Below are 20,088 nucleotides of genomic sequence, written 5' to 3' on the forward strand. Positions count from 1 at the left end.
TCGGCTCAGTACTGCTCGTCCTCCGCGAAGCTCTCGTCGTCGTCGCCGTAGTTGTCGACCACCTGGGACGGGTCGAAGCCGGCCGGGCTGTCCTTGAGGCCCAGGCCCATCTCTGCGAGCTTGGCCTTCACCTCGTCGATGGACTTCGAACCGAAGTTGCGGATGTCCAGCAGGTCCTGCTCGCTGCGCGAGATGAGCTCACCCACGGTGTGGATGCCCTCGCGCTTGAGGCAGTTGTACGAGCGCACCGTCAGGTGGAGGTCCTCCACCGGAAGGGCCAGGTCGGCGGCGAGCGCCTCGTCGACCGGCGACGGGCCGATGTCGATGCCCTCGGCCTCGACGTTCAGCTCGCGCGCCAGACCGAACAGCTCGACCAGCGTCTTGCCGGCCGACGCCATGGCGTCGCGCGGCAGGATCGAGCGCTTGGTCTCGACGTCGATGATGAGCTTGTCGAAGTCGGTGCGCTGCTCGACACGAGTCGCCTCGACCTTGTACGTGACCTTGAGGACCGGGCTGTAGATCGAGTCGACCGGCATGCGCCCGATCTCCTCGTCGCCGGTCTTGTTCTGGACGGCCGACACGTAACCGCGTCCGCGCTCGACCACCAGCTCCACCTCGATCTTGCCCTTGTCGTTCAGGGTCGCGATCTTGAGGTCCGGGTTGTGCACCTCGACACCGGCCGGGGGCGCGATGTCGGCGGCGGTGACGTCGCCGGGGCCCTGCTTGCGCAGGTACATGACGACGGGCTCGTCGTGCTCCGAGCTGACCACGAGGTTCTTGAGGTTCAGGATGATCTCGGTGACGTCCTCGGTCACGCCGGGGATCGTCGAGAACTCGTGCAGGACACCGTCGATCTTGATCGAGGTGACGGCTGCACCCGGGATCGACGACAGGAGCGTACGGCGCAGCGAGTTACCGAGGGTGTAGCCGAAGCCGGGCTCGAGGGGCTCGATGACGAACCGCGAACGGAACTCGTCGACGACGTCCTCGGACAGGGTGGGCCGCTGTGCAATGAGCATTTTCTGGATTCCTTTCCGCGTCGCCCGCTATTTGACGGACACGGTCTGTGGAGGTGGTGGTGGCTGCCCGGGAACGCCCCGGGCAGCCTTTCGAGCGATCAGATCTTGGAGTAGTACTCCACAATCAGCTGCTCGGTGATCGGCACGACGATCTGCTCGCGCACCGGCGGCTGGTGGACCAGGATGCGGCCCTTCTCCGGGACGGAGGTGAGCCATCCGGGAACCGTCGAGGCGTCGAACGTCTCGCGAGCGACGATGAACGGCGTCGTCTCGAGGGACTTCGGCTTCACGTCGATGATGTCGTACTGGCTGACCTGGAACGACGGGATGTCGGTCTTGTGGCCGTTGACCAGGAAGTGGCCGTGGACCACGAGCTGGCGAGCGTGACGACGGGTCCGGGCGAAGCCGGCGCGGTACACGACGTTGTCGAGACGCGACTCGAGGATCTGGAGCAGGTTGTCACCGGTCTTGCCGGGACGACGGTGCGCCTCCTCGTAGTACTTGCGGAACTGCTTCTCCAGGACGCCGTAGGTGTAGCGCGCCTTCTGCTTCTCCTGGAGCTGCGTGCGGTACTCGCTCTCCTTCACCCGGCCGCGGCCGTGCTGGCCGGGCGGGTAGGGACGACGCTCGAACGCGGCGTCGCCGCCGACGAGGTCGACGCCCAGGCGGCGAGACTTCTTGGTCAGGGGTCCGGTGTAACGGGCCATCTGTGTTTCTCCTCTCCGATCCGGGCGATCAGACGCGGCGGCGCTTGGGCGGCCGCACGCCGTTGTGGGGGCTGGGGGTGACGTCCTGGATGGTGCCGACCTCGAGGCCGACCGCACCCAGGGAGCGGATCGCCGTCTCGCGGCCCGAGCCCGGACCCTTGACGAAGACGTCGATCTTCTTCATCCCGTGCTCCATCGCCCGACGCCCGGCGGCCTCGGCGGCCATCTGCGCGGCGTACGGAGTGGACTTGCGCGAGCCCTTGAAGCCGACGGTGCCGGCCGAGGCCCACGAGATCACCGCACCGGTCGGGTCGGTGATCGTGACGATCGTGTTGTTGAACGTGCTCTTGATGTGGGCCTGGCCCGCGGCGACGTTCTTCTTCTCCTTGCGGCGCACCTTCTTGGCGCCCGTGCCCTTCGGAGGCATTACTTACCCTTCTTCTTGCTGCCGGCAACGGTGCGCTTCGGACCCTTGCGGGTGCGCGCGTTCGTCTTGGTCCGCTGACCGCGCACGGGGAGCCCGGCGCGGTGACGGCGGCCCTGGTAGCTGCCGATCTCGATCTTGCGACGGATGTCGGCGGCCACTTCGCGACGAAGGTCGCCCTCGACCTGGTACTGACCCTCGATCGCGTCACGGAGCGCGACCAGCTGGTCCTCGCTCAGCTCGTGGACGCGCAGGTCGGGGCTGATGCCGGTCTGCTCGAGCAGCTGCTGGCTGCGGGTACGGCCGATGCCGTAGATGTAGGTGAGACCGATCACCACGCGCTTGTCGCGCGGCAGGTCGACACCGATGAGGCGTGCCATCAGGCGGTTTCCTTCCACTGCGGAGGTGTGGGCGTGGCGCGTCCCGGCTGCCTCAGCCAGGCCCCGGCCTCCGGTCCGGGGGAAGCACCTCGTCGTCGACGGGGTGAGCGGCCACGTGTGGGTGGTGGGCTGGTCAGCCCTGCCGCTGCTTGTGGCGCGGGTTCTCGCAGATCACCATGACTCGGCCATGGCGACGGATGACCTTGCACTTGTCGCAGATCGGCTTGACGCTCGGTTGAACCTTCATCGAGCTCTCTTATCTTGAACGGACGGATGGCTGGGCGGCACGCGACGACGGCGCCCTCACGGGCGACCGTCGGTGCGGGTCACTTGTACCGGTAGACGATCCGACCTCGGGTGAGGTCGTACGGGGACAGCTCCACCACCACACGGTCCTCGGGGAGGATCCGGATGTAGTGCTGGCGCATCTTGCCGCTGATGTGCGCAAGAACCTTGTGGCCGTTGGTCAGCTCGACCCGGAACATCGCGTTCGGCAGGGCCTCGATGACCGAGCCCTCGAGCTCGATGACGCCTTCCTTCTTCGGCATGTCCTCCGCAATCTGTCGTACGTCTCTCGGACCGGCCGAAGGCATGCAGATGCGCAGACCTCGGCCGACTGTCCATAGTACGGTGCACCGCAACCGCGGGACAAATCCGCTCCCGGAGGCGCTCAGCCCTCGGACGGACCGCCGTACGGGACGCCGAGCTCGGCGAGCTTCTCCCGGCCGCCGTCGAGGGCGGTGAGCACCCACGCGCCCCCGTCGGTCAGCGTGAAGGTGTGCTCGAAGTGCGCCGACCATCCCCCGTCGTCGGTCACGACGGTCCAGTCGTCCTCGAGGGTCGTGGTGTCGATGGTCCCCTCGGTGATCATCGGCTCCACCGCGAGGACCAGGCCCTTCACGAGCTTGGGCCCGTGGCCGGGGCTGCCGAAGTTGGGGACGTTGGGCGGCATGTGCATCGCGCTGCCGATCCCGTGGCCCACGTAGTCCTCGACGATCCCGTACGACTCGCCACCGGGCTGGCTGCGGACGAACGACTCCACCGCGTGACCGATGTCGCTGACCCGCCCGCCGAGTCGAGCGGCAGCGATCCCCCGCCACATCGACTCCTCGCAGACGCGCATCAGCTCACGCCGGCTCTGCGGGACCTCGCCCACCGCCACGGTGACGGCGGCGTCGGAGTGCCACCCGTCCAAGACGCAGCCGCAGTCGATCGAGACGAGGTCGCCCTCCTCGATCACGCGGCCGCCGGGGATCCCGTGGACGACCTCGTCGTTGACCGACGTGCAGATCGTCGCGGGGAACCCGTGGTAGCCCTTGAAGTTGGGCTTGGCGCCGCGGCTGCGGATGTGCTCCTCCGCGATCGCATCGAGGTCGGCGGTGGTCATGCCGGCCCGCACCGACGCGCGCAGCAGCGCGAGAGTCTCGCCGACGATCACACCCGCCTGCCGCATCACCGCGACCTGCTCGGGCTTCTTGATCTCGAGGCCGCTGCCGAAGAGGCCCATCGGGGTGCTAGCCCGCCTGCGGCAGCGCGGCGAGGATGCGGCTCTGCACCTCGTCGATTCCGCCGACCCCGTCGACCTGCACGAGCAGGCCGCGGTCGGCGTAGACCGAGAGCAGCGAGGCCGTCTGCTCGTAGACCTCCTGGCGGTGACGGATCACCTCTTCGGTGTCGTCGGTGCGGCCCGAGGTCTCCGCCCGCTTCAGCAGGCGGGCGATGAGCTCCTCGCGCTCCACCACGAGCTCCACGACCGCGTCGAGCTTCTCACCCAGGTCGTCGAGGATCCCGTCGAGCGTGTGGACCTGGTCCACCGTCCGCGGGTAGCCGTCGAGCAGGAACCCGGTGCGGGCGTCCTCCTCACCGAGACGGTCGCGGACCATCGCGTTGGTGACCTCGTCGGGGACGTACTCACCCTTGTCCATGTAGCTCTTCGCCAGCACACCGAGCTCCGTCCCCTGCGAGACGTTGGCACGGAAGATGTCGCCCGTGGAGATGTGCGGGATGCCGAGCTTCTCGGCGAGCAGAGTCGCCTGGGTGCCCTTGCCGGCACCCGGGGGACCCATGAACAGGAGACGCGTCACTTGAGGAACCCTTCGTAGTTGCGCTGCTGCAGCTGGCTCTCGATCTGCTTCACCGTGTCGAGGCCGACGCCCACGATGATGAGGAGCGTCGTACCGCCGAACGGGAAGTTCTGGTTGGCGTCGACCAGCATGAAGGCCAGCAGCGGGATGAGCGCCACCAGACCGAGGTACAGCGAACCGGGGAAGGTGATACGCGAGAGCACGTACCCGAGGTACTGCTCGGTCGGACGCCCGGCGCGGATGCCGGGGATGAAACCGCCGTACTTCTTCATGTTGTCGGCGACCTCCTTCGGGTTGAAGGTGATCGACACGTAGAAGTAGGTGAAGAACACGATCAGCAGGAAGAAGGTGAGCATGTAGACCGGGTGGTCACCGCGCACGAAGTTGTCGTTGATCCAGTTCGCCCAGGGCTTGCCCTGGTTGAACTGGGCGGCGAGCGCCGGCAGGTACAGGAGGCTCGAGGCGAAGATGACCGGGATGACGCCGGCCTGGTTCACCTTCAGAGGGATGTAGGTCGAGGAGCCGCCGAACATCTTGCGACCGACCATGCGGCGCGCGTACTGGACCGGGATCCGGCGCTGGGCCTGCTCGATGAAGATGACGGCCGCCATGACGGCGAGACCGACGCCGATGACGATCGCGAAGACGCCCCAGCCGCGCTGCTCCTTGATGAGCCACATCGTGCCGGGGAAGGTCGCGACGATCTGCGTGAAGATCAGCAGGGACATGCCGTTGCCGACGCCGCGGTCGGTGATGAGCTCGCCGAACCACATGATCACCGCGGTGCCGGCGACCATCACGAGGACGATCAGCAGGAAGAGCGAGACCGAGTCGGTGTCGACCAGCAGGTCGCGCTGGCACTGGTTGCCGAAGAGCGCACCCGAGCGGGCCATCGCCACGATGCCGGCGCCCTGGAGGACGGCGAGGCCGAGCGTCAGGTAGCGGGTGTACTGGGTGATCTTGGCCTGACCGGACTGGCCCTCCTTCTTGAGGGTCTCCAGTCGGGGGATCACGACCGTCAGCAGCTGCAGGATGATGCTCGCCGTGATGTACGGCATGATGCCGAGCGCGAACACCGTCAGCTGGAGCAGCGCGCCGCCGGAGAAGACGTTCAGCAGGTTGAACAGGCTGTTGGCGTTGTCACCGGTGGTGGCCGCGTTGAGACAGAACTGGACGTTCTCCACGTCCACACCCGGGGCGGGGAGGACGGAGCCCATCCGGAACAGCACGAGGATGAACAAGACGAACAAGATCTTCTTGCGCAGATCAGGCGTCTTGAACGCGTTGACGAAGGCGCTGAGCACCGGGTCCTCCTATGGACAACGGCGACGGTGTCCCGTGCGTGTAGCGGTACGGATGGGGGTGGAGCGAAAAACATGGCGACTCTAACAGCCGCTCGGTGAGCGACTGTCAGAGACCGCCATGTCTCATTCGAGTGGTACGACTCAGAGCTCGGTGACCGAGCCGCCAGCCGCTTCGATCTTGCTCTTGGCCGAGGCCGAGAACTTGTCGGCGGTCACCTGGACCGCGACCGAGATCTCGCCGTTGCCGAGCACCTTGACGGGCTGGCCCTTGCGGACCGCGCCCTTCGCGACGAGCGCGGCCACGTCGACCGTGCCGCCCTCGGGGAAGAGCTCACCGAGACGGGTCAGGTTCACGACCTGGTACTCCACCTTGAACGGGCTCTTGAACCCGCCCAGCTTGGGGAGACGCATGTGGATCGGGACCTGGCCGCCCTCGAAGCCGACGGGCACCTGGTAGCGGGCACTCGTGCCCTTGGTGCCGCGGCCCGCGGTCTTGCCCTTGCTTCCCTCACCACGACCCACACGGGTCTTCGCGGTCTTCGCGCCCGGCGCGGGGCGGAGGTGGTGCAGCTTGAGCGTCATGTCAGTTCCTCCCCTCAGTCCACAGTCTTGACGTCGACGAGGTGAGGAACCGTCGCGATCATCCCGCGGATCTCGGGACGGTCCTCCTTGACGACGACGTCGCCGATGCGCTTGAGACCGAGCGTGCGCAGGGTCTCGCGCTGGTTCTGCTTGCGCCCGATACCGGAGCGCACCTGGGTCACCTGCAGCTTCGCCATCACGCACCCGCCTGGGCCGGAGCCGGGTTCGGCTCCTTCTCGGCCTTGAGCAGCGCGGCCGGGGCGACGTGCTCGACCGGCAGACCGCGGCGCGACGCCACGTCGGCCGGAGCCTCGAGCTCACGCAGCGCCTGGATGGTCGCGTGCACGATGTTGATCGCGTTCGACGAGCCGAGCGACTTGCTCAGCACGTCGTGGATGCCTGCGGCCTCGAGCACGGCGCGGACCGGGCCACCGGCGATGACACCGGTACCAGGAGCGGCCGGGCGCAGCATGACGACGCCGGCGGCCTTCTCACCCTGCACGGGGTGCGGGATGGTGCCCTGGATGCGCGGCACGCGGAAGAAGGACTTCTTCGCCTCCTCGACACCCTTCTGGATGGCGGTCGGCACCTCCTTCGCCTTGCCGTAGCCGACGCCGACCATGCCGTCGCCGTCACCGACGACGACCAGGGCCGTGAAGCTGAACCGACGTCCGCCCTTGACGACCTTGGCCACGCGGTTGATGCCGACGACCTTCTCGATGTATGCGGTCTTGTCCGCCGAGTCGCGGCCGCGACCCCGACGGTCCCCGCCGCCACTGCGGCGCTGGGCTCCGCTCATTTCGACTGTCCTCTTCTCTCGTCTGGCCTAGAAGGCCAGGCCGCCCTCGCGGGCGCCCTCGGCCAGGGCGGCGACGCGCCCCTGGTACTTGTTCCCTGCGCGGTCGAACACGACCGACTCGACCCCGGCGACCTTCGCGCGGTCGGCGATCAGCTCACCGACGCGACGGGCCTTGGCGGTCTTGTCACCGTCGAGCGAGCGCAGCTCGGCCTCCATCGACGACGCCGACGCAAGCGTACGGCCCTCCAGGTCGTTGACGACCTGCGCGACGATGTGACGGCTGGAGCGCGTGATCACCAGACGCGGACGCTCCTGCGTCCCGGCGACCCGCTTGCGACCGCGCACCTGACGGCGACGACGACCCGCGGTACGCGCAGCCTCGTGCTTGCGGTGCTTGAGAGCGATAGCCATTACTTTCCAGCCTTCCCAGCCTTGCGGCGAACGTGCTCGCCGGCGTACCGCACGCCCTTGCCCTTGTAGGGCTCCGGCTTGCGCAGCTTGCGGATGTTGGCCGCAACCTCACCGACGCGCTGCTTGTCGATCCCGGCGACGGTGAGCTTGGTCGGCGACTCGACCGTGAAGGTCACACCCTCCGGAGCCTCGAAGGCGACCGGGTGGCTGAAGCCGAGGTTGAGCTCGATCGCGGCCGGGCCCTTGGCCAGGACGCGGTAGCCGACGCCGACGAGCTCGAGCTTCTTCTCGTAGCCCTCCGTGACGCCGATGACCATGTTGTTGATCAGCGTGCGCGTCAGGCCGTGGAGCGAGCGGTTCTGACGCTCGTCGTTGGGACGCTCGACCGAGATCGCGCCGTCCTCGCCCTTGGTCGCGGTGATCGGTGCGGCCACGGTGTGCGACAGGGTGCCCTTCGGGCCCTTGACCGTGACGACCTGCCCGTCGATCGCGATGTCGACACCGGAAGGAACCGTCACCGGCTGCTTGCCAATACGTGACATGTGTTGTCTCCTCCCGTCACCAGACGTAGGCGAGGACTTCGCCGCCCACGCCCTTGTGCTTGGCCTGCTTGTCGGTGAGGAGGCCCTGGCTCGTGGAGATGATCGCCACGCCCAGGCCACCGAGCACCTTCGGCAGGTTGTTCGACTTCGCGTAGACCCGCAGGCCCGGCTTGCTGATGCGCCGGATGCCGGCGATCGCACGCTCGCGGTGCTGGCCGTACTTGAGGGTCACCGTGAGCGTCTTGCCCACGGCGTCCCCGGTCGGCTCGACCACGGAGAAGCCCGTGATGTAGCCCTCTTGCTTCAGGATCTCCGCGACGCCGGCCTTGAGCTTGCTGTAGGGCATGCTCACCTCGTCGTGGAACGCCTGGTTGCCGTTGCGGACACGCGTCAGCATGTCCGCGATCGGATCAGTCATCGTCATGAGTGTGTTTCCACTTTCCTGCCACGGTTTCCGCACCGGCGGTGCGGACCTGCGGCGTTCAGGGTCGAGTCGGGATTACCAGCTGCTCTTCGTGACGCCCGGGAGCTCACCGCGGTGAGCCATCGTCCGCAGGCAGATCCGGCAGAGGCCGAACTTGCGGTAGACGGACTTCGGACGGCCACAGCGCTGGCAGCGGGTGTAGGCGCGCACGGCGTACTTCGGCTTGCGCGCGGCCTTCACCTTGAGCGAGGTCTTCGCCATGGTCAGTTCTCCTTGAACGGGAAGCCGAGCTTGGTGAGGAGCGCGCGCCCCTCCTCGTCGTTGGTCGCCGAGGTGACGATGGTGATGTCCATGCCACGGGTCCGGTCGATCTTGTCCTGGTCGATCTCGTGGAACATGACCTGCTCCGTGAGACCGAAGGTGTAGTTGCCGCGCCCGTCGAACTGCTTCGGCGAGAGGCCGCGGAAGTCGCGGATACGCGGGAGCGCGATCGACAGGAGCCGGTCGAGGAACTCCCACATGCGGTCGCCGCGCAGCGTCACGTGCGCACCGATCGGCATGCCCTCGCGCAGCTTGAACTGCGCGATGGACTTGCGGGCCCGGGTGACCTGCGGCTTCTGGCCGGTGATCGCGGCCAGGTCGCGGATCGCGCCCTCGATCAGCTTCGAGTCCCGGGCCGCCTCGCCGACGCCCATGTTGACGACGATCTTGGTCAGGCCGGGGACCTGCATGACGTTCTCGTACGCGAACTGCTCACGCAGCGCGGGGAGGATCTCCTCGCGGTAGCGCGTCTTCACGCGCGGCGTGACCTTCTCTGCGGTCTCGGCGCTCATCAGATCTCCTCTCCGGTGCGCTTGGCGATGCGCACGCTGCGGTGCGCGCTGTAGCTGGTGCCGTCCGGGCGCTTCTTGGTGACCTCGTCACGACGGAAGCCGATCCGGGTGGTGACCTTCTCGCCGTCGACCTCGACCAGGAGCGCCACGTTGGACACGTGGATCGGGGCCTCCTTGGTGATGATCGAGCTGGTCGTGCCCGGCTGCAGCGCCTTCTGGTGCCGCTTGATCCGGTTCACGCCCTCGACGATGACGCGGTCGGTCTCGGGGAGCACGGCGATGACCTTGCCCTCGACGCCGCGGTCCTTGCCCGTGAGGACGCGGACCGTGTCACCCTTCTTGATGGTCAGGCTCTTCTTGTTGGCAGTCATCACAGCACCTCCGGGGCGAGCGAGATGATGCGCATGAACCGCTTGTCGCGCAGCTCGCGGCCCACGGGGCCGAAGATGCGCGTGCCACGGGGCTCACCATCGTTCTTCAAGATGACTGCGGCGTTCTCGTCGAACCGGATGTAGGAGCCGTCCGGACGACGGCGCTCCTTCGCGGTGCGGACGACGACGGCCTTGACGACGTCGCCCTTCTTGACGTTCCCGCCCGGGATCGCGTCCTTGACGGTGGCGACGATGGTGTCGCCGATCCCTGCGTATCGACGACCGGAACCGCCGAGCACGCGGATGCAAAGGATCTCCTTCGCACCGGTGTTGTCGGCGACCTTGAGTCGCGACTCCTGCTGGATCATCGGTTCTCTCCTGTTGTCTCGCCGGTTCTCACGGGGTCTCCGTGAGCCTGACGGAACGAGTGGTTACTTGGCCTTCTCGAGGATCTCGACGAGGCGCCAACGCTTGGTCGACGACAGCGGTCGCGTCTCCGCGATCAGCACGCGGTCGCCGATGCCGGCCTCGTTGGCCTCGTCGTGAGCCTTGAGCTTGCTCGTACGGCGCATGACCTTGCCGTAGAGCGCGTGCTTGACGTGGTCCTCGACGCTGACGACGACGGTCTTGTCCATCTTGTCGCTCACGACGAGACCCTCACGCACCTTGCGGCGGTTGCGCTCGCCTGCGGTGTTACTGGTGCTCATGCCTCTTCACTTTCGATGATGCCGAGCTCGCGCTCGCGGACGACGGTGTAGATGCGCGCGATGTCCTTGCGCACCGTACGCAGCCGCGCGTTGTTCTCGAGCTGGCCGGTCGCGGCCTGGAAGCGGAGGTTGAACAGCTCTTCCTTGGCCTCGCCCAGCTTGGCGGCCAGGTCCTCTGCGCTCAGGGCGCGGAGGTCGGCGGCGGTGGTGGCGTTCGCCATCAGAGGTCACCTGCCTCGCGGGTCACGATCTTGCACTTCATCGGGAGCTTGTGGATCGCACGCCGCAGCGCCTCACGCGCCACCGGCTCCGACACGCCCGACAGCTCGAACATGACGCGGCCGGCCTTGACGTTGGCGATCCACCACTCCGGCGAACCCTTGCCGGAGCCCATGCGGGTCTCGGCAGGCTTCTTGGTCAGCGGACGGTCCGGGTAGATGTTGATCCACACCTTGCCGCCACGCTTGATGTGACGGGTCATGGCGATACGAGCCGACTCGATCTGCCGGTTGGTCACGTAGTGACCCTCGACCGCCTGGATGCCGAAGTCACCGAACGCCAGCGACGTGCCGCCCTTGGCGGCGCCACGACGCTTGGGGTGGTGCTGCTTGCGGTGCTTGACCCTGCGCGGGATCAGCATGGTTCAGCTCTCCGTTCCGTTGGCCGCGTCCGCCGGGGCGGCAGCAGCCTCACTGCTCGCGGGAGCCGACTCGGCGGCCTGCTCCTGCTGACGTGCGGGACGCTCGCCGCGCTGACCGTCACGCGCCGGACGGCGACCGCCGCCACGACCCGGACGCTGACGCCCACCGGGGGCGGCTGCGCGGGCGGCGGCCTGAGCCTCGCGCTCGGCACGGGTGCCGGCGACCTCGCCCTTGTAGATCCAGACCTTCACGCCGATGCGGCCGAACGTCGTCTTGGCCTCGTAGAAGCCGTAGTCGACGTCCGCGCGGAGCGTGTGCAGGGGCACGCGGCCCTCGCGGTAGAACTCCGAGCGCGACATCTCGGCACCGCCGAGACGGCCGGAGCACTGGATGCGGACACCCTTCGCGCCGGCGCGCATGGTCGTCTGCAGCGCCTTGCGCATCGCGCGACGGAACTGCACACGGCCGGCGAGCTGCTCGGCGACGCCCTGGGCGACCAGCTGCGCATCGAGCTCGGGGTTCTTGACCTCGAGGATGTTGAGCTGGATCTGCTTGCCCGTGAGCTTCTCGAGGTCACCGCGGATGCGGTCGGCCTCGGCGCCGCGGCGGCCGATCACGATGCCCGGACGCGCCGTGTGGATGTCCACGCGGACGCGGTCACGGGTGCGCTCGATCTCGACCCGGCTGATGCCGGCGCGGTCCATGCCCTTGGTGAGCAGGCGACGGATCTTGATGTCCTCGCCGACGTAGCTCTTGTAGAGCTTGTCGGCGTACCAGCGGCTCTTGTGGTCGGTGGAGATACCGAGACGGAAGCCGTGCGGGTTGATCTTCTGTCCCACTAGCGGTTCCCACCCTTCTTGTTCGACTTGTCGGCGACAGCGTCAGCCGGCTGCACGACGACGGTGATGTGGCTGGTGCGCTTGAGGATGCGGTTGGCCGCACCCCGCGCACGCGGGCGCCAGCGCTTCATCGTCGGGCCCTCGTCGACCCGGATGGCCGAGACGACCAGCGTCGAGCGGTCGAGGCCCTCGGTGGTCTCGGCGTTCGCGACGGCGCTGGCGACCAGCTTGTAGACGTCCTGCGCCGCACCCTGCGGGGCGAACCGCAGCAGGGCCAGTGCCTCGTCCACGTCCAGGCCGCGGACCATGTCGACGACCCGGCGCGCCTTCTGCGGCGTGACGCGGACGAAGCGTGCGACCGCGAAAGCACCGGGCTCGTCGCCGAGCAGGCTCTCGCGCCGGGCGCTGAGGCCCTTACGCTCCAATGTGCTCATCTGAACTCTTCCCTTGGTTGTCGCCCGCGTCAGCGGCGGCGGCTCTTACGGTCGTCCTTGACGTGTCCGCGGAAGGTACGCGTCGGCGCGAACTCGCCCAGCTTGTGGCCGACCATCGCGTCGGTGACGAACACCGGCACGTGCTTGCGTCCGTCGTGGACGGCGATGGTGTGACCGATGAAGGACGGGAGGATCATCGAGCGGCGCGACCACGTCTTGATGACGGTGTGCGTGCCGGCCTCGTTCTGAGTCTCGACCTTCTTGAGCAGGTGTCCGTCGACGAACGGCCCCTTCTTCAAACTGCGTGGCATGTCAGGTTCTTCCTCAGCGCTTTCCGGACTTGCGGCGACGGACGATCAGCTTGTCGCTGGCCTTCTTCTTGCGGGTACGGCCCTCGGGCTGGCCCCACGGCGACACCGGGTTGCGACCACCCGAGGTCTTGCCCTCGCCACCACCGTGCGGGTGGTCGATCGGGTTCATCGCCACGCCACGGACGGTCGGGCGCTTGCCCTTCCAGCGGTTGCGGCCGGCCTTGCCCCAGTTGATGTTCGACTGCTCGGCGTTGCCGACCTCGCCGATGCTGGCGCGGCAGCGGACGTCGACGTAGCGCATCTCGCCCGAGGGGAGACGCAGCTGCGCACGGTTGCCCTCACGAGCCACGAGCTGCACCTTGGCGCCGGCGGAGCGGCCCATCTTGGCGCCGCCACCGGGACGGAGCTCGATCGCGTGGACCGTGGTGCCGACCGGGATGTTGCGCAGCGGCAGGTTGTTGCCGGGCTTGATGTCGGCGCCGGGACCGGCCTCGACCGTCATGCCCTGCTTCAGACCCTCCGGCGCGATGATGTAGCGCTTCTCACCGTCGGCGTAGTGCAGCAGCGCGATGCGCGCGGTGCGGTTGGGGTCGTACTCGATGTGCGCGACCTTCGCCGGCACGCCGTCCTTGTCGTACCGCTTGAAGTCGATGATGCGGTAGGCGCGCTTGTGACCGCCGCCCTGGTGCCGGGTGGTGATCCGGCCCTGGTTGTTGCGGCCGCCCTTCTTGGGCAGCGGACGCGTCAGAGACTTCTCGGGCGTCGAGCGCGTGATCTCGCTGAAGTCGGCCACCGACGAGCCGCGACGGCCCGGGGTGGTCGGCTTGTACTTACGGATTGCCATACGTACTCAGTCCTCGTTCGTTCAGGCGCCCGGCGCAGAGAAGATGTCGATGCTCTGGCCCGGGGCGACGCTCACGATCGCGCGCTTGACGTCGGCGCGCTTGCCCGTGCCGTAGCGCGTGCGGCGCGTCTTGCCCTTGCGGTTCTGCGTGTTCACCGCCGTGACCGTGACACCGAAGACCTTCTCCACGGCGATCTTGATCTCGGTCTTGTTGGCGTCGGGACGGACGACGAACGTGTACTTGTTCTCGTCGAGCAGCCCGTAGCTCTTCTCGCTCACGACCGGCGCGATCAGGATGTCGCGCGGGTCCTTCTGCAGCGTGCTCACTTGTCACCGTCCTTCGTGATCGCGGCCTCGCTCAGCTTGACCGTCTCGGCGTCCCCGCTGGAGCGGAGCGCGACGAAGGCGTCGAACGCGGCCTTGGTGAAGACCACGTCGTCGCTGAGCAGCACGTCGTACGTGTTGAGCTGGTCGAGCCCGATCAGGTGCGTGCCGGCGACGTTGCGCAGGCTCTTGACCGTGAGCTCGTCGGTGCCCTCCACCACGACCAGCACGCGGGGACGCGCGGTGATCTCGCGGAGCGTGGCCAGAGCGGCCTTCGTCGACGGCGTCTCGCCGGTGACGAGGGACTCGACCACGTGCAGGCGACCGTTGCGCGCCCGGTCGGTGAGGGCACCGCGGAGGGCGGCGGCCTTCATCTTCTTGGGCGTGCGCTGGTCGTAGCTGCGCGGCGTCGGGCCGTGCACCACGCCACCACCGGTGAACTGGGGTGCGCGGATCGAGCCCTGACGGGCGCGGCCGGTGCCCTTCTGGCGGTACGGCTTCTTGCCGCCGCCGGCGACCTCGCCGCGGCTCTTGGTGTCGTGGGTGCCCTGGCGCGCGGCGGCGAGCTGGGCGACGACCACCTGATGCATCAGGGGGATGTTGACCTGCGCGTCGAAGACGTCCTTCGGCAGGTCGACGTCGATGAGGTTCGCGGTCACTTCACGGCTCCCTTCTTGGCGCCGGTGCGGATCATGACGATGCCGCCCTTGGGGCCGGGAACCGCACCCTTGATCAGGATGAGGCCCTTGTCGGCGTCGACGGCGTGGACCGTGAGGCTCTGCGCGGTGACGCGGTCGGTGCCCATGTGGCCCGCCATGCGCAGACCCTTGAACACGCGGCCCGGCGTGGCGCAGCCGCCGATCGAACCCGGCTTGCGGTGGTTGCGGTGCGCGCCGTGCGAGGCGCTGACGCCGGCGAAGCCGTGACGCTTCATGACGCCGGCGAAGCCCTTGCCCTTGCTGGTGCCCGTCACGTCGACGAAGTCACCGGCGGCGAAGATCTCCGGGGAGACGGCCTGGCCGACCTCGTAGTCGGCGATCGCCTCGGTGCGGATCTCGGCGAGGTGGCGGCGCGGGGTGACGCTGGCCTTCTCGAAGTGGCCGGCCTGCGGCTTGTTCACCTTGCGCGGGTCGATCTCGCCGAAGCCGATCTGGACGGCGCTGTAGCCGTCGGTCTCGGCGGTCCGGATCTGCGTGACGACGTTGGTGTCGGCAGCGATCACGGTGACCGGGACCACGCGGTTGTTCTCGTCCCACGTCTGGGTCATGCCGAGCTTGCGCCCGAGCAGCCCGACGGGTGCCTTCTGGTTGCTCATCAGCGATCGTTCCTCAGAGCTTGATCTCGATGTCGACGCCTGCGGGGAGGTCGAGGCGCATCAGCGAGTCGACGGTCTTCGGCGTGGGGTCGATGATGTCGATGAGGCGCTTGTGGGTGCGCATCTCGAAGTGTTCGCGGCTGTCCTTGTACTTGTGCGGCGAACGAATGACGCAGTAGACGTTCTTCTCCGTCGGCAGAGGCACCGGGCCGGCGACCGTGGCACCCGTACGCGTGACGGTGTCGACGATCTTGCGCGCCGAGGTGTCGATCACCTCGTGGTCATAGGCCTTGAGCCTGATGCGGATCTTCTGTCCCGCCATGCTCTCGCTTCGTCCTTCTCTTCGTACTGCCTCGGTCTCTCCACCTCGGGATCGAGGAAGAGCGTCGCTCCCCTCCGACCCCCGAGGTCGGGCGTGTCGCGGGCACGTCGCGCGCGCGAGTTCGTCACACCTCTGGAGTTTGATGGTTGGGCCCGGGGACGCCGCCCATCCGCGAGGGATGTGCCTGCCCTTCCTCGAGCCAGGCGCATCCGCACCGCTTCCCCGGAGGGAGTGGACAGGACGCGCCGAAGCAACTTTCCAAGTCTGACAGACGCCACCCCCGATTGCCAAATCGGGGCGCGAGACCTCTCTCACCTGGACGTATCCCACACTATCGGGCCAGGCCAAACGGCAAAATCGTTCGGCCCGCGACACCGGCCCGGGGCAATCTGGGGGTTACCCGCACGGTCTCGTCCCGTAACCGAGGCGTACCACCCTGCGGGGATGGACGGAGTCAACGTGAGCACCCACGAGCCAGTCGCCCCAGGCGTCGCCGCCGAGCCGGTCTTCCTCGAGCAGACCGTCTCCTTGGCGACCGCCAACGTCGCCGCGGGAGGCGGCCCGTTCGCCGCGCTCGTCGTCGTGGACGGGATTGTGGTCGCGAGCGGGGTCAACCGCGTGACGGCGACGAACGACCCGACCGCGCACGCCGAGGTCGTCGCGATCCGGCGCGCGTGCGCGGAGCTGTCGACCTTCGCCCTCCTCGGCGCGGTGCTCTACAGCTCGTGCGAGCCGTGCCCGATGTGCCTCGCCGCGTCGATGTGGGCCCGCGTCGACGGCGTCTTCTTCGCCGCCGACCGGCACGACGCCGCCCGCGGCGGGTTCGACGACCGGGCGTTCTACGACCTGCTCGCCGCCCCGAGGGAGACCTGGCCCCGCCCCGTGGCGGCGGTCCCGACCCGCGGGGCCACCGCTCCCTTCGAGGCCTGGCGCGACCACGGCGCGCGGATCGAGTACTGAGGAGGCGCCGGATGGACCTCGTGGACGTGCAGTCCGTCGTGACCCCCCTGCGGCGCGAGGATCTCGCGGACTGGAGGGCCGGTGACGCCGTGCTGGCCGGGGGGACCTTCCTCTTCTCGGAGCCGCAGCCGGGCGTACGGCGCCTGGTCGACGTGACGCGGCTCGCCTGGGCGCCGCTCGTGGTGCACGACGACGGGCTCGAGATCGCCGCGACCTGCACGCTCGGCACCCTCGCCGCCGCCGCCGGCGACACCGCCCCGCTGCTGCGCCGAGGCGGGGTGCGGGCGCGCGCGACGGTCTCCTTCCCCGACACATGGACGTTCGGGCCGATCGTGCGCGACGCCGTGGACGCCCTCGTCGCCTCCTTCAAGGTCTGGCACACCGCCACGGTCGGCGGCAACGTCTGCCTCGCCCTCCCCGCGGGCTCGATGACCTCGCTCCTCGCCGGCCTCGGCGCCGACGCGACCGTGTGGTCGCCGGACGGGACGACACGGACGGCGCTCGTCGCCGACCTCGTGACGGGTGTCGGCACGACGGCACTCGCCGCAGGAGAGGTCGTCCGGTCGTTCTTCGTCCCGCGCACCGCCCTCGTCGAGCCCGTCGCCTTCCGCCGTGTGTCGCTGTCGGTGCGCGGACGCTCCGCCGCGGTGGTGGTCGCGCGCCGGACGGTCGGCCCTGACGGCACCGAGATCGCGCGGGTCACCGTCACGGGCGCGACCCCGCGGCCGTACGTCCTGACATTCCCTGCCCCGGTCGACGCGGCGACCTGGCACGCCGCCCTCGACGCGTCCGTCCCGGCGTCCGACTGGCTCGGCGACGTCCACGGCGCCGCCGACTGGCGCCGCCACGCGAGCCATCTCCTCGGGCTCGACGCCCTGCGCTCGGTGGGAGGACTCCGATGAGGACGACGGTCAACGGCACCCCGTACGACGCCGAGCCGGCACCCGGCCAGTGCCTGCGGACCTACCTGCGCGACGCCGGGGCGACCGACGTCCGCAAGGGGTGCGACGCGGGCGACTGCGGCGCGTGCAGCGTGCTGCTCGACGGCGCACCTGTCCACTCGTGCCTCGTCCCGGCGCTGCGCGCGGCCGACCGCGACGTCGTCACCGCGGCGGGCCTCTCCCCCGGCGACACCACGGGCGACTCCGCCCAGCGGTTCCTCGACGCCCAGGGGTTCCAGTGCGGGTTCTGCACCTCGGGGATGGTCGTCACGACCGGCTGCTTCGGCCACGACGAGACGCACGACCTCGACCGGCTGCTGAAGGGCAACCTCTGCCGGTGCACCGGGTACCGCGCGGTCCGCGACGCGGTGGCGGGCAAGCAGAACGTCGAAACCCACGGTGTCGGCCAGGCCCTCGGCCGCAGCGTGGCCTCCCTCGCCGGGCGCGCGATCGTCCGCGGACGCCAGCCCTTCACGCTCGACGAGTCGCCGGCCGACGCCCTCCACGCCGCCGTCGTCCGCTCGCCGCACGCCCATGCGCGCGTGGTGCGGGTCGACACGACAGCGGCCCTCGCCTCGCCCGGCGTGGTGGCCGTGCTCACCGCGGACGACGTCCCCGACGTGCTGTTCTCCACCGCACGCCACCACTCCCGGGAGGACGACCCTCGCGACACCCGCGTGCTCGACCGCGTGGTGCGCTTCGTCGGCCAGCGCGTCGCCCTCGTCGTCGCCGAGTCGGCCGCCGACGCCCTGCGCGCGCTCCCCCTGGTCGAGGTGGAGTACGCCGTGCTGCCCGCGGTCGTCGATCCCGAGCAGGCCCGTACGCCCGGGGCCCCGCTCCTGCATGCGGACAAGGGGCCGCAGGCCGGGATCGCCGACCCGCAGCGCAACGTGGTCGCGGCGATCGACGCCGAGATCGGCTCGGTCGACGCCGGGCTCGCGGACGCGGCGCACACCTACGAGGCCACCTTCACGACGGCCCGCGTCCAGGCCACCCACCTGGAGACCCACGGTGCGGTCGGCTGGCTCGACGGAGACCGGCTGGTCGTACGGACCAGCACCCAGGTCCCGTACCTGGTCCGCGACGAGCTCGCCCACCTCCTCGGCCTGCCCCGCGAGCGGGTCGAGGTCCTCACCAACCGCGTCGGCGGCGGCTTCGGGGCCAAGCAGGAGATGCTCGTCGAGGACCTGGTCGCGCTCGCGGTGCTGCAGACCGGACGACCGGTCCAGCTCGAGCTGTCCCGGACCGAGCAGCTCACCGCCACCACCGTCCGCCACCCGATGCGGATCCGGGTCCGCGCCGGAGTGGACACCGAGGGGATCCTCACCGCCCTCGACGTCGACGTGCTCGCCGACACCGGGGCGTACGGCAACCACGGTCCCGGCGTCCTCTTCCACGGCTGCAACGAGTCCGTCGCCGCGTACCGGTGCCCCAACAAGCGCGTCCGCGGCGAGACCGTCTACACGAACACGATCCCGTCGGGCGCCTTCCGTGGCTACGGGCTCGGCCAGCTGGTGTTCGCGATCGAACAGGTCCTCGACGAGCTCGCGCGCTCGGCCGGGATCGACCCGTACGACCTGCGCGCGCGCAACGTCGTCCTCCCCGGTGACGCGATGGTCGCGTACTCGACCGAGCCCGACGACGTCGAGTACGGCAGCCACGGCGCCCTCGAGTGCCTCGCGCTCGCACGGGAGGCCGTCGACCGCGGCGCGGAGCCGGTCCCGGACGGCGCGCAGTGGCGCCGCGGCACCGGCATGGCCCTGGCCATGATCGACACCATCCCCCCGCGCGGACACCACGCGGCCGCGGAGGTGCGGGCGATGCCGGACGGGACGTTCGAGGCTTCGGTCGGGACGGCGGAGTTCGGCAACGGCTCCTCGACGGCGCACGTGCAGCTGGTGGCCCACGCGCTCGGGACCACCACGGACCGCGTACGGCTCGTGTCCGGCGACACCCGCGCCGTCGCTCACGACACGGGTGCCTTCGGCTCGACGGGCCTGGTGGTCGCAGGGAAGGCGCTCACCCACGCCGCCGAGGACCTCGCCCGCCAGCTCGCCGACGCAGTCGCGCGGGGAGTGGAGACGGCGGGCCTCGTCGGCACCGGGACGGCGACCGGGTCACCGCGCTCTGTCGCGTTCAACGTGCACGCCTTCGCGGTCGCCGTGGACGTCGACACCGGAGAGGTCCGGATCCTCCGCTCGGTCCAGGCGGCCGACGCCGGGGTCGTCATCAACCCCGAGCAGTGCCGCGGTCAGGTCGAGGGCGGCGTCGCGCAGGGCATCGGCACCACGCTCCACGAGCACGTCCAGATCGACGGGGACGGCGTCGTCCGCACGCCGGTCCTGCGGACCTACCACGTCCCGCAGATCGCCGACGTGCCCGTGACGGAGGTCCTCTTCGCCTCGACGTCGGACACGCTCGGCCCGTACGGCGCCAAGTCGATGAGCGAGTCGCCGTACAACCCGGTCGCCGCGGCTCTGGCGAACGCTGTCCGTGACGCGGTCGGCGTCCGGGTCACCGACCTTCCGCTGTCCCGCGACCGGGTTTGGCGGGCGGCGGCGTCGCCCTGA

At 69.1% G+C, this 20,088-nt stretch carries 33 protein-coding genes; 3 read left to right on the forward strand and 30 right to left on the reverse strand.

The window, feature by feature from the left end; genetic code table 11:
• Positions 1 to 5 precede the first annotated feature (5 nt).
• The 30 genes from ACQSSQ_RS12540 to rpsJ form a co-directional block, all read right to left on the reverse strand.
• The gene (locus ACQSSQ_RS12540) at positions 6 to 1,019 is read right to left on the reverse strand and encodes a DNA-directed RNA polymerase subunit alpha (protein WP_431327414.1); all 1,014 of its coding nucleotides are present in this window, start codon (positions 1,017 to 1,019) and stop codon (positions 6 to 8) included.
• Positions 1,020 to 1,117: 98 nt separating this feature from the next.
• Entirely contained in the window at positions 1,118 to 1,726 is a 609-nt protein-coding gene (gene rpsD / locus ACQSSQ_RS12545) for a 30S ribosomal protein S4 (RefSeq protein ID WP_431327415.1), read from the reverse strand.
• 28 nt (positions 1,727 to 1,754) lie between these two features.
• On the reverse strand, positions 1,755 to 2,153 hold the full coding sequence (rpsK, locus tag ACQSSQ_RS12550; RefSeq protein WP_139087808.1) for a 30S ribosomal protein S11: 399 nt from the start codon (positions 2,151 to 2,153) through the stop codon (positions 1,755 to 1,757).
• Positions 2,153 to 2,530: a 30S ribosomal protein S13 gene (rpsM, locus tag ACQSSQ_RS12555; protein ID WP_431327416.1), complete on the reverse strand. Its 378-nt coding sequence runs from the start codon at positions 2,528 to 2,530 to the stop codon at positions 2,153 to 2,155. The genes rpsK and rpsM overlap by 1 nt, the downstream gene beginning before the upstream one ends.
• Positions 2,531 to 2,663: 133 nt before the next feature.
• Positions 2,664 to 2,777, reverse strand: a complete 114-nt coding sequence (gene rpmJ / locus ACQSSQ_RS12560) for a 50S ribosomal protein L36 (protein WP_068116313.1) — start codon at positions 2,775 to 2,777, stop codon at positions 2,664 to 2,666.
• 79 nt (positions 2,778 to 2,856) lie between these two features.
• The gene (gene infA / locus ACQSSQ_RS12565) at positions 2,857 to 3,078 is read right to left on the reverse strand and encodes a translation initiation factor IF-1 (protein ID WP_039345467.1); all 222 of its coding nucleotides are present in this window, start codon (positions 3,076 to 3,078) and stop codon (positions 2,857 to 2,859) included.
• Positions 3,079 to 3,200: 122 nt separating this feature from the next.
• Positions 3,201 to 4,037: a type I methionyl aminopeptidase gene (gene map / locus ACQSSQ_RS12570; RefSeq protein WP_431327417.1), complete on the reverse strand. Its 837-nt coding sequence runs from the start codon at positions 4,035 to 4,037 to the stop codon at positions 3,201 to 3,203.
• A gap of 7 nt (positions 4,038 to 4,044) precedes the next feature.
• Positions 4,045 to 4,614: an adenylate kinase gene (locus ACQSSQ_RS12575; RefSeq protein WP_431327418.1), complete on the reverse strand. Its 570-nt coding sequence runs from the start codon at positions 4,612 to 4,614 to the stop codon at positions 4,045 to 4,047.
• Entirely contained in the window at positions 4,611 to 5,918 is a 1,308-nt protein-coding gene (secY, locus tag ACQSSQ_RS12580; protein WP_431327419.1) for a preprotein translocase subunit SecY, read from the reverse strand. The genes ACQSSQ_RS12575 and secY overlap by 4 nt, the downstream gene beginning before the upstream one ends.
• A gap of 141 nt (positions 5,919 to 6,059) precedes the next feature.
• The gene (gene rplO / locus ACQSSQ_RS12585; protein ID WP_431327420.1) at positions 6,060 to 6,500 is read right to left on the reverse strand and encodes a 50S ribosomal protein L15; all 441 of its coding nucleotides are present in this window, start codon (positions 6,498 to 6,500) and stop codon (positions 6,060 to 6,062) included.
• A 14-nt stretch (positions 6,501 to 6,514) separates the two neighbouring features.
• Positions 6,515 to 6,697 carry a 50S ribosomal protein L30 gene (gene rpmD, locus ACQSSQ_RS12590; RefSeq protein WP_431327421.1) on the reverse strand — a complete coding sequence of 61 codons (183 nt, stop codon included), beginning with the start codon at positions 6,695 to 6,697 and terminating at the stop codon, positions 6,515 to 6,517.
• Positions 6,697 to 7,299 (reverse strand): 30S ribosomal protein S5, encoded by a 603-nt coding sequence (gene rpsE / locus ACQSSQ_RS12595; RefSeq protein WP_431327422.1) that lies wholly within the window; start codon positions 7,297 to 7,299, stop codon positions 6,697 to 6,699. The genes rpmD and rpsE overlap by 1 nt, the downstream gene beginning before the upstream one ends.
• A gap of 27 nt (positions 7,300 to 7,326) precedes the next feature.
• Positions 7,327 to 7,710 carry a 50S ribosomal protein L18 gene (rplR, locus tag ACQSSQ_RS12600; RefSeq protein ID WP_431327423.1) on the reverse strand — a complete coding sequence of 128 codons (384 nt, stop codon included), beginning with the start codon at positions 7,708 to 7,710 and terminating at the stop codon, positions 7,327 to 7,329.
• Positions 7,710 to 8,252 (reverse strand): 50S ribosomal protein L6, encoded by a 543-nt coding sequence (gene rplF / locus ACQSSQ_RS12605; protein ID WP_431327424.1) that lies wholly within the window; start codon positions 8,250 to 8,252, stop codon positions 7,710 to 7,712. Before rplF ends, rplR begins: the two co-directional genes overlap by 1 nt.
• 16 nt (positions 8,253 to 8,268) lie before the next feature.
• Positions 8,269 to 8,676 carry a 30S ribosomal protein S8 gene (gene rpsH / locus ACQSSQ_RS12610; protein WP_431327425.1) on the reverse strand — a complete coding sequence of 136 codons (408 nt, stop codon included), beginning with the start codon at positions 8,674 to 8,676 and terminating at the stop codon, positions 8,269 to 8,271.
• A 75-nt stretch (positions 8,677 to 8,751) separates the two neighbouring features.
• Complete coding sequence (locus tag ACQSSQ_RS12615) at positions 8,752 to 8,937, reverse strand: type Z 30S ribosomal protein S14 (RefSeq protein ID WP_139087798.1); 186 nt, start codon at positions 8,935 to 8,937, stop codon at positions 8,752 to 8,754.
• 2 nt (positions 8,938 to 8,939) lie between these two features.
• Complete coding sequence (rplE, locus tag ACQSSQ_RS12620) at positions 8,940 to 9,509, reverse strand: 50S ribosomal protein L5 (protein WP_431327426.1); 570 nt, start codon at positions 9,507 to 9,509, stop codon at positions 8,940 to 8,942.
• Positions 9,509 to 9,880 (reverse strand): 50S ribosomal protein L24, encoded by a 372-nt coding sequence (gene rplX / locus ACQSSQ_RS12625; RefSeq protein ID WP_431327427.1) that lies wholly within the window; start codon positions 9,878 to 9,880, stop codon positions 9,509 to 9,511. Before rplX ends, rplE begins: the two co-directional genes overlap by 1 nt.
• Complete coding sequence (gene rplN, locus ACQSSQ_RS12630) at positions 9,880 to 10,248, reverse strand: 50S ribosomal protein L14 (protein ID WP_139087795.1); 369 nt, start codon at positions 10,246 to 10,248, stop codon at positions 9,880 to 9,882. Before rplN ends, rplX begins: the two co-directional genes overlap by 1 nt.
• A 63-nt stretch (positions 10,249 to 10,311) precedes the next feature.
• On the reverse strand, positions 10,312 to 10,587 hold the full coding sequence (rpsQ, locus tag ACQSSQ_RS12635) for a 30S ribosomal protein S17 (protein ID WP_431327428.1): 276 nt from the start codon (positions 10,585 to 10,587) through the stop codon (positions 10,312 to 10,314).
• Entirely contained in the window at positions 10,584 to 10,808 is a 225-nt protein-coding gene (gene rpmC, locus ACQSSQ_RS12640) for a 50S ribosomal protein L29 (RefSeq protein WP_431327429.1), read from the reverse strand. Before rpmC ends, rpsQ begins: the two co-directional genes overlap by 4 nt.
• Positions 10,808 to 11,227, reverse strand: coding sequence for a 50S ribosomal protein L16 (rplP, locus tag ACQSSQ_RS12645; RefSeq protein WP_431327430.1), 420 nt, complete (start codon positions 11,225 to 11,227; stop codon positions 10,808 to 10,810). The genes rpmC and rplP overlap by 1 nt, the downstream gene beginning before the upstream one ends.
• Before the next feature lie 3 nt (positions 11,228 to 11,230).
• Complete coding sequence (gene rpsC / locus ACQSSQ_RS12650; RefSeq protein ID WP_431327431.1) at positions 11,231 to 12,067, reverse strand: 30S ribosomal protein S3; 837 nt, start codon at positions 12,065 to 12,067, stop codon at positions 11,231 to 11,233.
• Positions 12,067 to 12,501 carry a 50S ribosomal protein L22 gene (gene rplV, locus ACQSSQ_RS12655; RefSeq protein ID WP_431327432.1) on the reverse strand — a complete coding sequence of 145 codons (435 nt, stop codon included), beginning with the start codon at positions 12,499 to 12,501 and terminating at the stop codon, positions 12,067 to 12,069. The genes rpsC and rplV overlap by 1 nt, the downstream gene beginning before the upstream one ends.
• Before the next feature lie 29 nt (positions 12,502 to 12,530).
• The gene (rpsS, locus tag ACQSSQ_RS12660) at positions 12,531 to 12,812 is read right to left on the reverse strand and encodes a 30S ribosomal protein S19 (protein WP_431327433.1); all 282 of its coding nucleotides are present in this window, start codon (positions 12,810 to 12,812) and stop codon (positions 12,531 to 12,533) included.
• Positions 12,813 to 12,825: 13 nt separating this feature from the next.
• On the reverse strand, positions 12,826 to 13,656 hold the full coding sequence (gene rplB, locus ACQSSQ_RS12665; RefSeq protein ID WP_431327434.1) for a 50S ribosomal protein L2: 831 nt from the start codon (positions 13,654 to 13,656) through the stop codon (positions 12,826 to 12,828).
• Positions 13,657 to 13,677: 21 nt separating this feature from the next.
• Positions 13,678 to 13,983, reverse strand: coding sequence for a 50S ribosomal protein L23 (rplW, locus tag ACQSSQ_RS12670; RefSeq protein WP_431327435.1), 306 nt, complete (start codon positions 13,981 to 13,983; stop codon positions 13,678 to 13,680).
• Positions 13,980 to 14,639 (reverse strand): 50S ribosomal protein L4, encoded by a 660-nt coding sequence (gene rplD / locus ACQSSQ_RS12675; protein ID WP_431327436.1) that lies wholly within the window; start codon positions 14,637 to 14,639, stop codon positions 13,980 to 13,982. Before rplD ends, rplW begins: the two co-directional genes overlap by 4 nt.
• Positions 14,636 to 15,295, reverse strand: coding sequence for a 50S ribosomal protein L3 (gene rplC, locus ACQSSQ_RS12680; RefSeq protein WP_431327437.1), 660 nt, complete (start codon positions 15,293 to 15,295; stop codon positions 14,636 to 14,638). Before rplC ends, rplD begins: the two co-directional genes overlap by 4 nt.
• Positions 15,296 to 15,308: 13 nt before the next feature.
• On the reverse strand, positions 15,309 to 15,617 hold the full coding sequence (rpsJ, locus tag ACQSSQ_RS12685) for a 30S ribosomal protein S10 (protein WP_039345402.1): 309 nt from the start codon (positions 15,615 to 15,617) through the stop codon (positions 15,309 to 15,311).
• Between the two features lie 444 nt (positions 15,618 to 16,061).
• Here rpsJ and ACQSSQ_RS12690 point away from each other — a divergent pair, with 444 nt between their 5' ends.
• Genes ACQSSQ_RS12690 through ACQSSQ_RS12700 form a run of 3 tightly spaced genes read left to right on the forward strand, consistent with a single transcriptional unit; the run spans position 16,062 to position 20,088 of the window.
• Positions 16,062 to 16,577: a nucleoside deaminase gene (locus tag ACQSSQ_RS12690; protein ID WP_431327438.1), complete on the forward strand. Its 516-nt coding sequence runs from the start codon at positions 16,062 to 16,064 to the stop codon at positions 16,575 to 16,577.
• An 11-nt stretch (positions 16,578 to 16,588) separates the two neighbouring features.
• Positions 16,589 to 17,479, forward strand: coding sequence for an FAD binding domain-containing protein (locus tag ACQSSQ_RS12695; protein ID WP_431327439.1), 891 nt, complete (start codon positions 16,589 to 16,591; stop codon positions 17,477 to 17,479).
• Complete coding sequence (locus ACQSSQ_RS12700; protein ID WP_431327440.1) at positions 17,476 to 20,088, forward strand: molybdopterin-dependent oxidoreductase; 2,613 nt, start codon at positions 17,476 to 17,478, stop codon at positions 20,086 to 20,088. Before ACQSSQ_RS12695 ends, ACQSSQ_RS12700 begins: the two co-directional genes overlap by 4 nt.

Source organism: Mumia spirodelae (genome assembly GCF_050632745.1).
In the GTDB taxonomy this organism is placed as follows: domain Bacteria; phylum Actinomycetota; class Actinomycetes; order Propionibacteriales; family Nocardioidaceae; genus Mumia.

Excerpts from the sequence above, each read along its gene's own strand:
- ACQSSQ_RS12540 (WP_431327414.1), bottom strand. The coding sequence starts at position 1,019 with ATGCTCATTGCACAGCGGCCCACCCTGTCCGAGGACGTCGTCGACGAG.
- rpsD (WP_431327415.1), bottom strand. The coding sequence starts at position 1,726 with ATGGCCCGTTACACCGGACCCCTGACCAAGAAGTCTCGCCGCCTGGGC.
- rpsK (WP_139087808.1), bottom strand. The coding sequence starts at position 2,153 with ATGCCTCCGAAGGGCACGGGCGCCAAGAAGGTGCGCCGCAAGGAGAAG.
- rpsM (WP_431327416.1), bottom strand. The coding sequence starts at position 2,530 with ATGGCACGCCTCATCGGTGTCGACCTGCCGCGCGACAAGCGCGTGGTG.
- rpmJ (WP_068116313.1), bottom strand. The coding sequence starts at position 2,777 with ATGAAGGTTCAACCGAGCGTCAAGCCGATCTGCGACAAGTGCAAGGTC.
- infA (WP_039345467.1), bottom strand. The coding sequence starts at position 3,078 with ATGCCGAAGAAGGAAGGCGTCATCGAGCTCGAGGGCTCGGTCATCGAG.
- map (WP_431327417.1), bottom strand. The coding sequence starts at position 4,037 with ATGGGCCTCTTCGGCAGCGGCCTCGAGATCAAGAAGCCCGAGCAGGTC.
- rplO (WP_431327420.1), bottom strand. The coding sequence starts at position 6,500 with ATGACGCTCAAGCTGCACCACCTCCGCCCCGCGCCGGGCGCGAAGACC.
- rpmD (WP_431327421.1), bottom strand. The coding sequence starts at position 6,697 with ATGGCGAAGCTGCAGGTGACCCAGGTGCGCTCCGGTATCGGGCGCAAG.
- rpsE (WP_431327422.1), bottom strand. The coding sequence starts at position 7,299 with ATGAGCGGAGCCCAGCGCCGCAGTGGCGGCGGGGACCGTCGGGGTCGC.
- rplR (WP_431327423.1), bottom strand. The coding sequence starts at position 7,710 with ATGGCTATCGCTCTCAAGCACCGCAAGCACGAGGCTGCGCGTACCGCG.
- rplF (WP_431327424.1), bottom strand. The coding sequence starts at position 8,252 with ATGTCACGTATTGGCAAGCAGCCGGTGACGGTTCCTTCCGGTGTCGAC.
- rpsH (WP_431327425.1), bottom strand. The coding sequence starts at position 8,676 with ATGACGATGACTGATCCGATCGCGGACATGCTGACGCGTGTCCGCAAC.
- ACQSSQ_RS12615 (WP_139087798.1), bottom strand. The coding sequence starts at position 8,937 with ATGGCGAAGACCTCGCTCAAGGTGAAGGCCGCGCGCAAGCCGAAGTAC.
- rplE (WP_431327426.1), bottom strand. The coding sequence starts at position 9,509 with ATGAGCGCCGAGACCGCAGAGAAGGTCACGCCGCGCGTGAAGACGCGC.
- rplX (WP_431327427.1), bottom strand. The coding sequence starts at position 9,880 with ATGACTGCCAACAAGAAGAGCCTGACCATCAAGAAGGGTGACACGGTC.
- rplN (WP_139087795.1), bottom strand. The coding sequence starts at position 10,248 with ATGATCCAGCAGGAGTCGCGACTCAAGGTCGCCGACAACACCGGTGCG.
- rpsQ (WP_431327428.1), bottom strand. The coding sequence starts at position 10,587 with ATGAGCACCAGTAACACCGCAGGCGAGCGCAACCGCCGCAAGGTGCGT.
- rpmC (WP_431327429.1), bottom strand. The coding sequence starts at position 10,808 with ATGGCGAACGCCACCACCGCCGCCGACCTCCGCGCCCTGAGCGCAGAG.
- rplP (WP_431327430.1), bottom strand. The coding sequence starts at position 11,227 with ATGCTGATCCCGCGCAGGGTCAAGCACCGCAAGCAGCACCACCCCAAG.
- rplV (WP_431327432.1), bottom strand. The coding sequence starts at position 12,501 with ATGAGCACATTGGAGCGTAAGGGCCTCAGCGCCCGGCGCGAGAGCCTG.
- rpsS (WP_431327433.1), bottom strand. The coding sequence starts at position 12,812 with ATGCCACGCAGTTTGAAGAAGGGGCCGTTCGTCGACGGACACCTGCTC.
- rplB (WP_431327434.1), bottom strand. The coding sequence starts at position 13,656 with ATGGCAATCCGTAAGTACAAGCCGACCACCCCGGGCCGTCGCGGCTCG.
- rplC (WP_431327437.1), bottom strand. The coding sequence starts at position 15,295 with ATGAGCAACCAGAAGGCACCCGTCGGGCTGCTCGGGCGCAAGCTCGGC.
- rpsJ (WP_039345402.1), bottom strand. The coding sequence starts at position 15,617 with ATGGCGGGACAGAAGATCCGCATCAGGCTCAAGGCCTATGACCACGAG.
- ACQSSQ_RS12690 (WP_431327438.1), top strand. The coding sequence starts at position 16,062 with ATGGACGGAGTCAACGTGAGCACCCACGAGCCAGTCGCCCCAGGCGTC.
- ACQSSQ_RS12695 (WP_431327439.1), top strand. The coding sequence starts at position 16,589 with ATGGACCTCGTGGACGTGCAGTCCGTCGTGACCCCCCTGCGGCGCGAG.
- ACQSSQ_RS12700 (WP_431327440.1), top strand. The coding sequence starts at position 17,476 with ATGAGGACGACGGTCAACGGCACCCCGTACGACGCCGAGCCGGCACCC.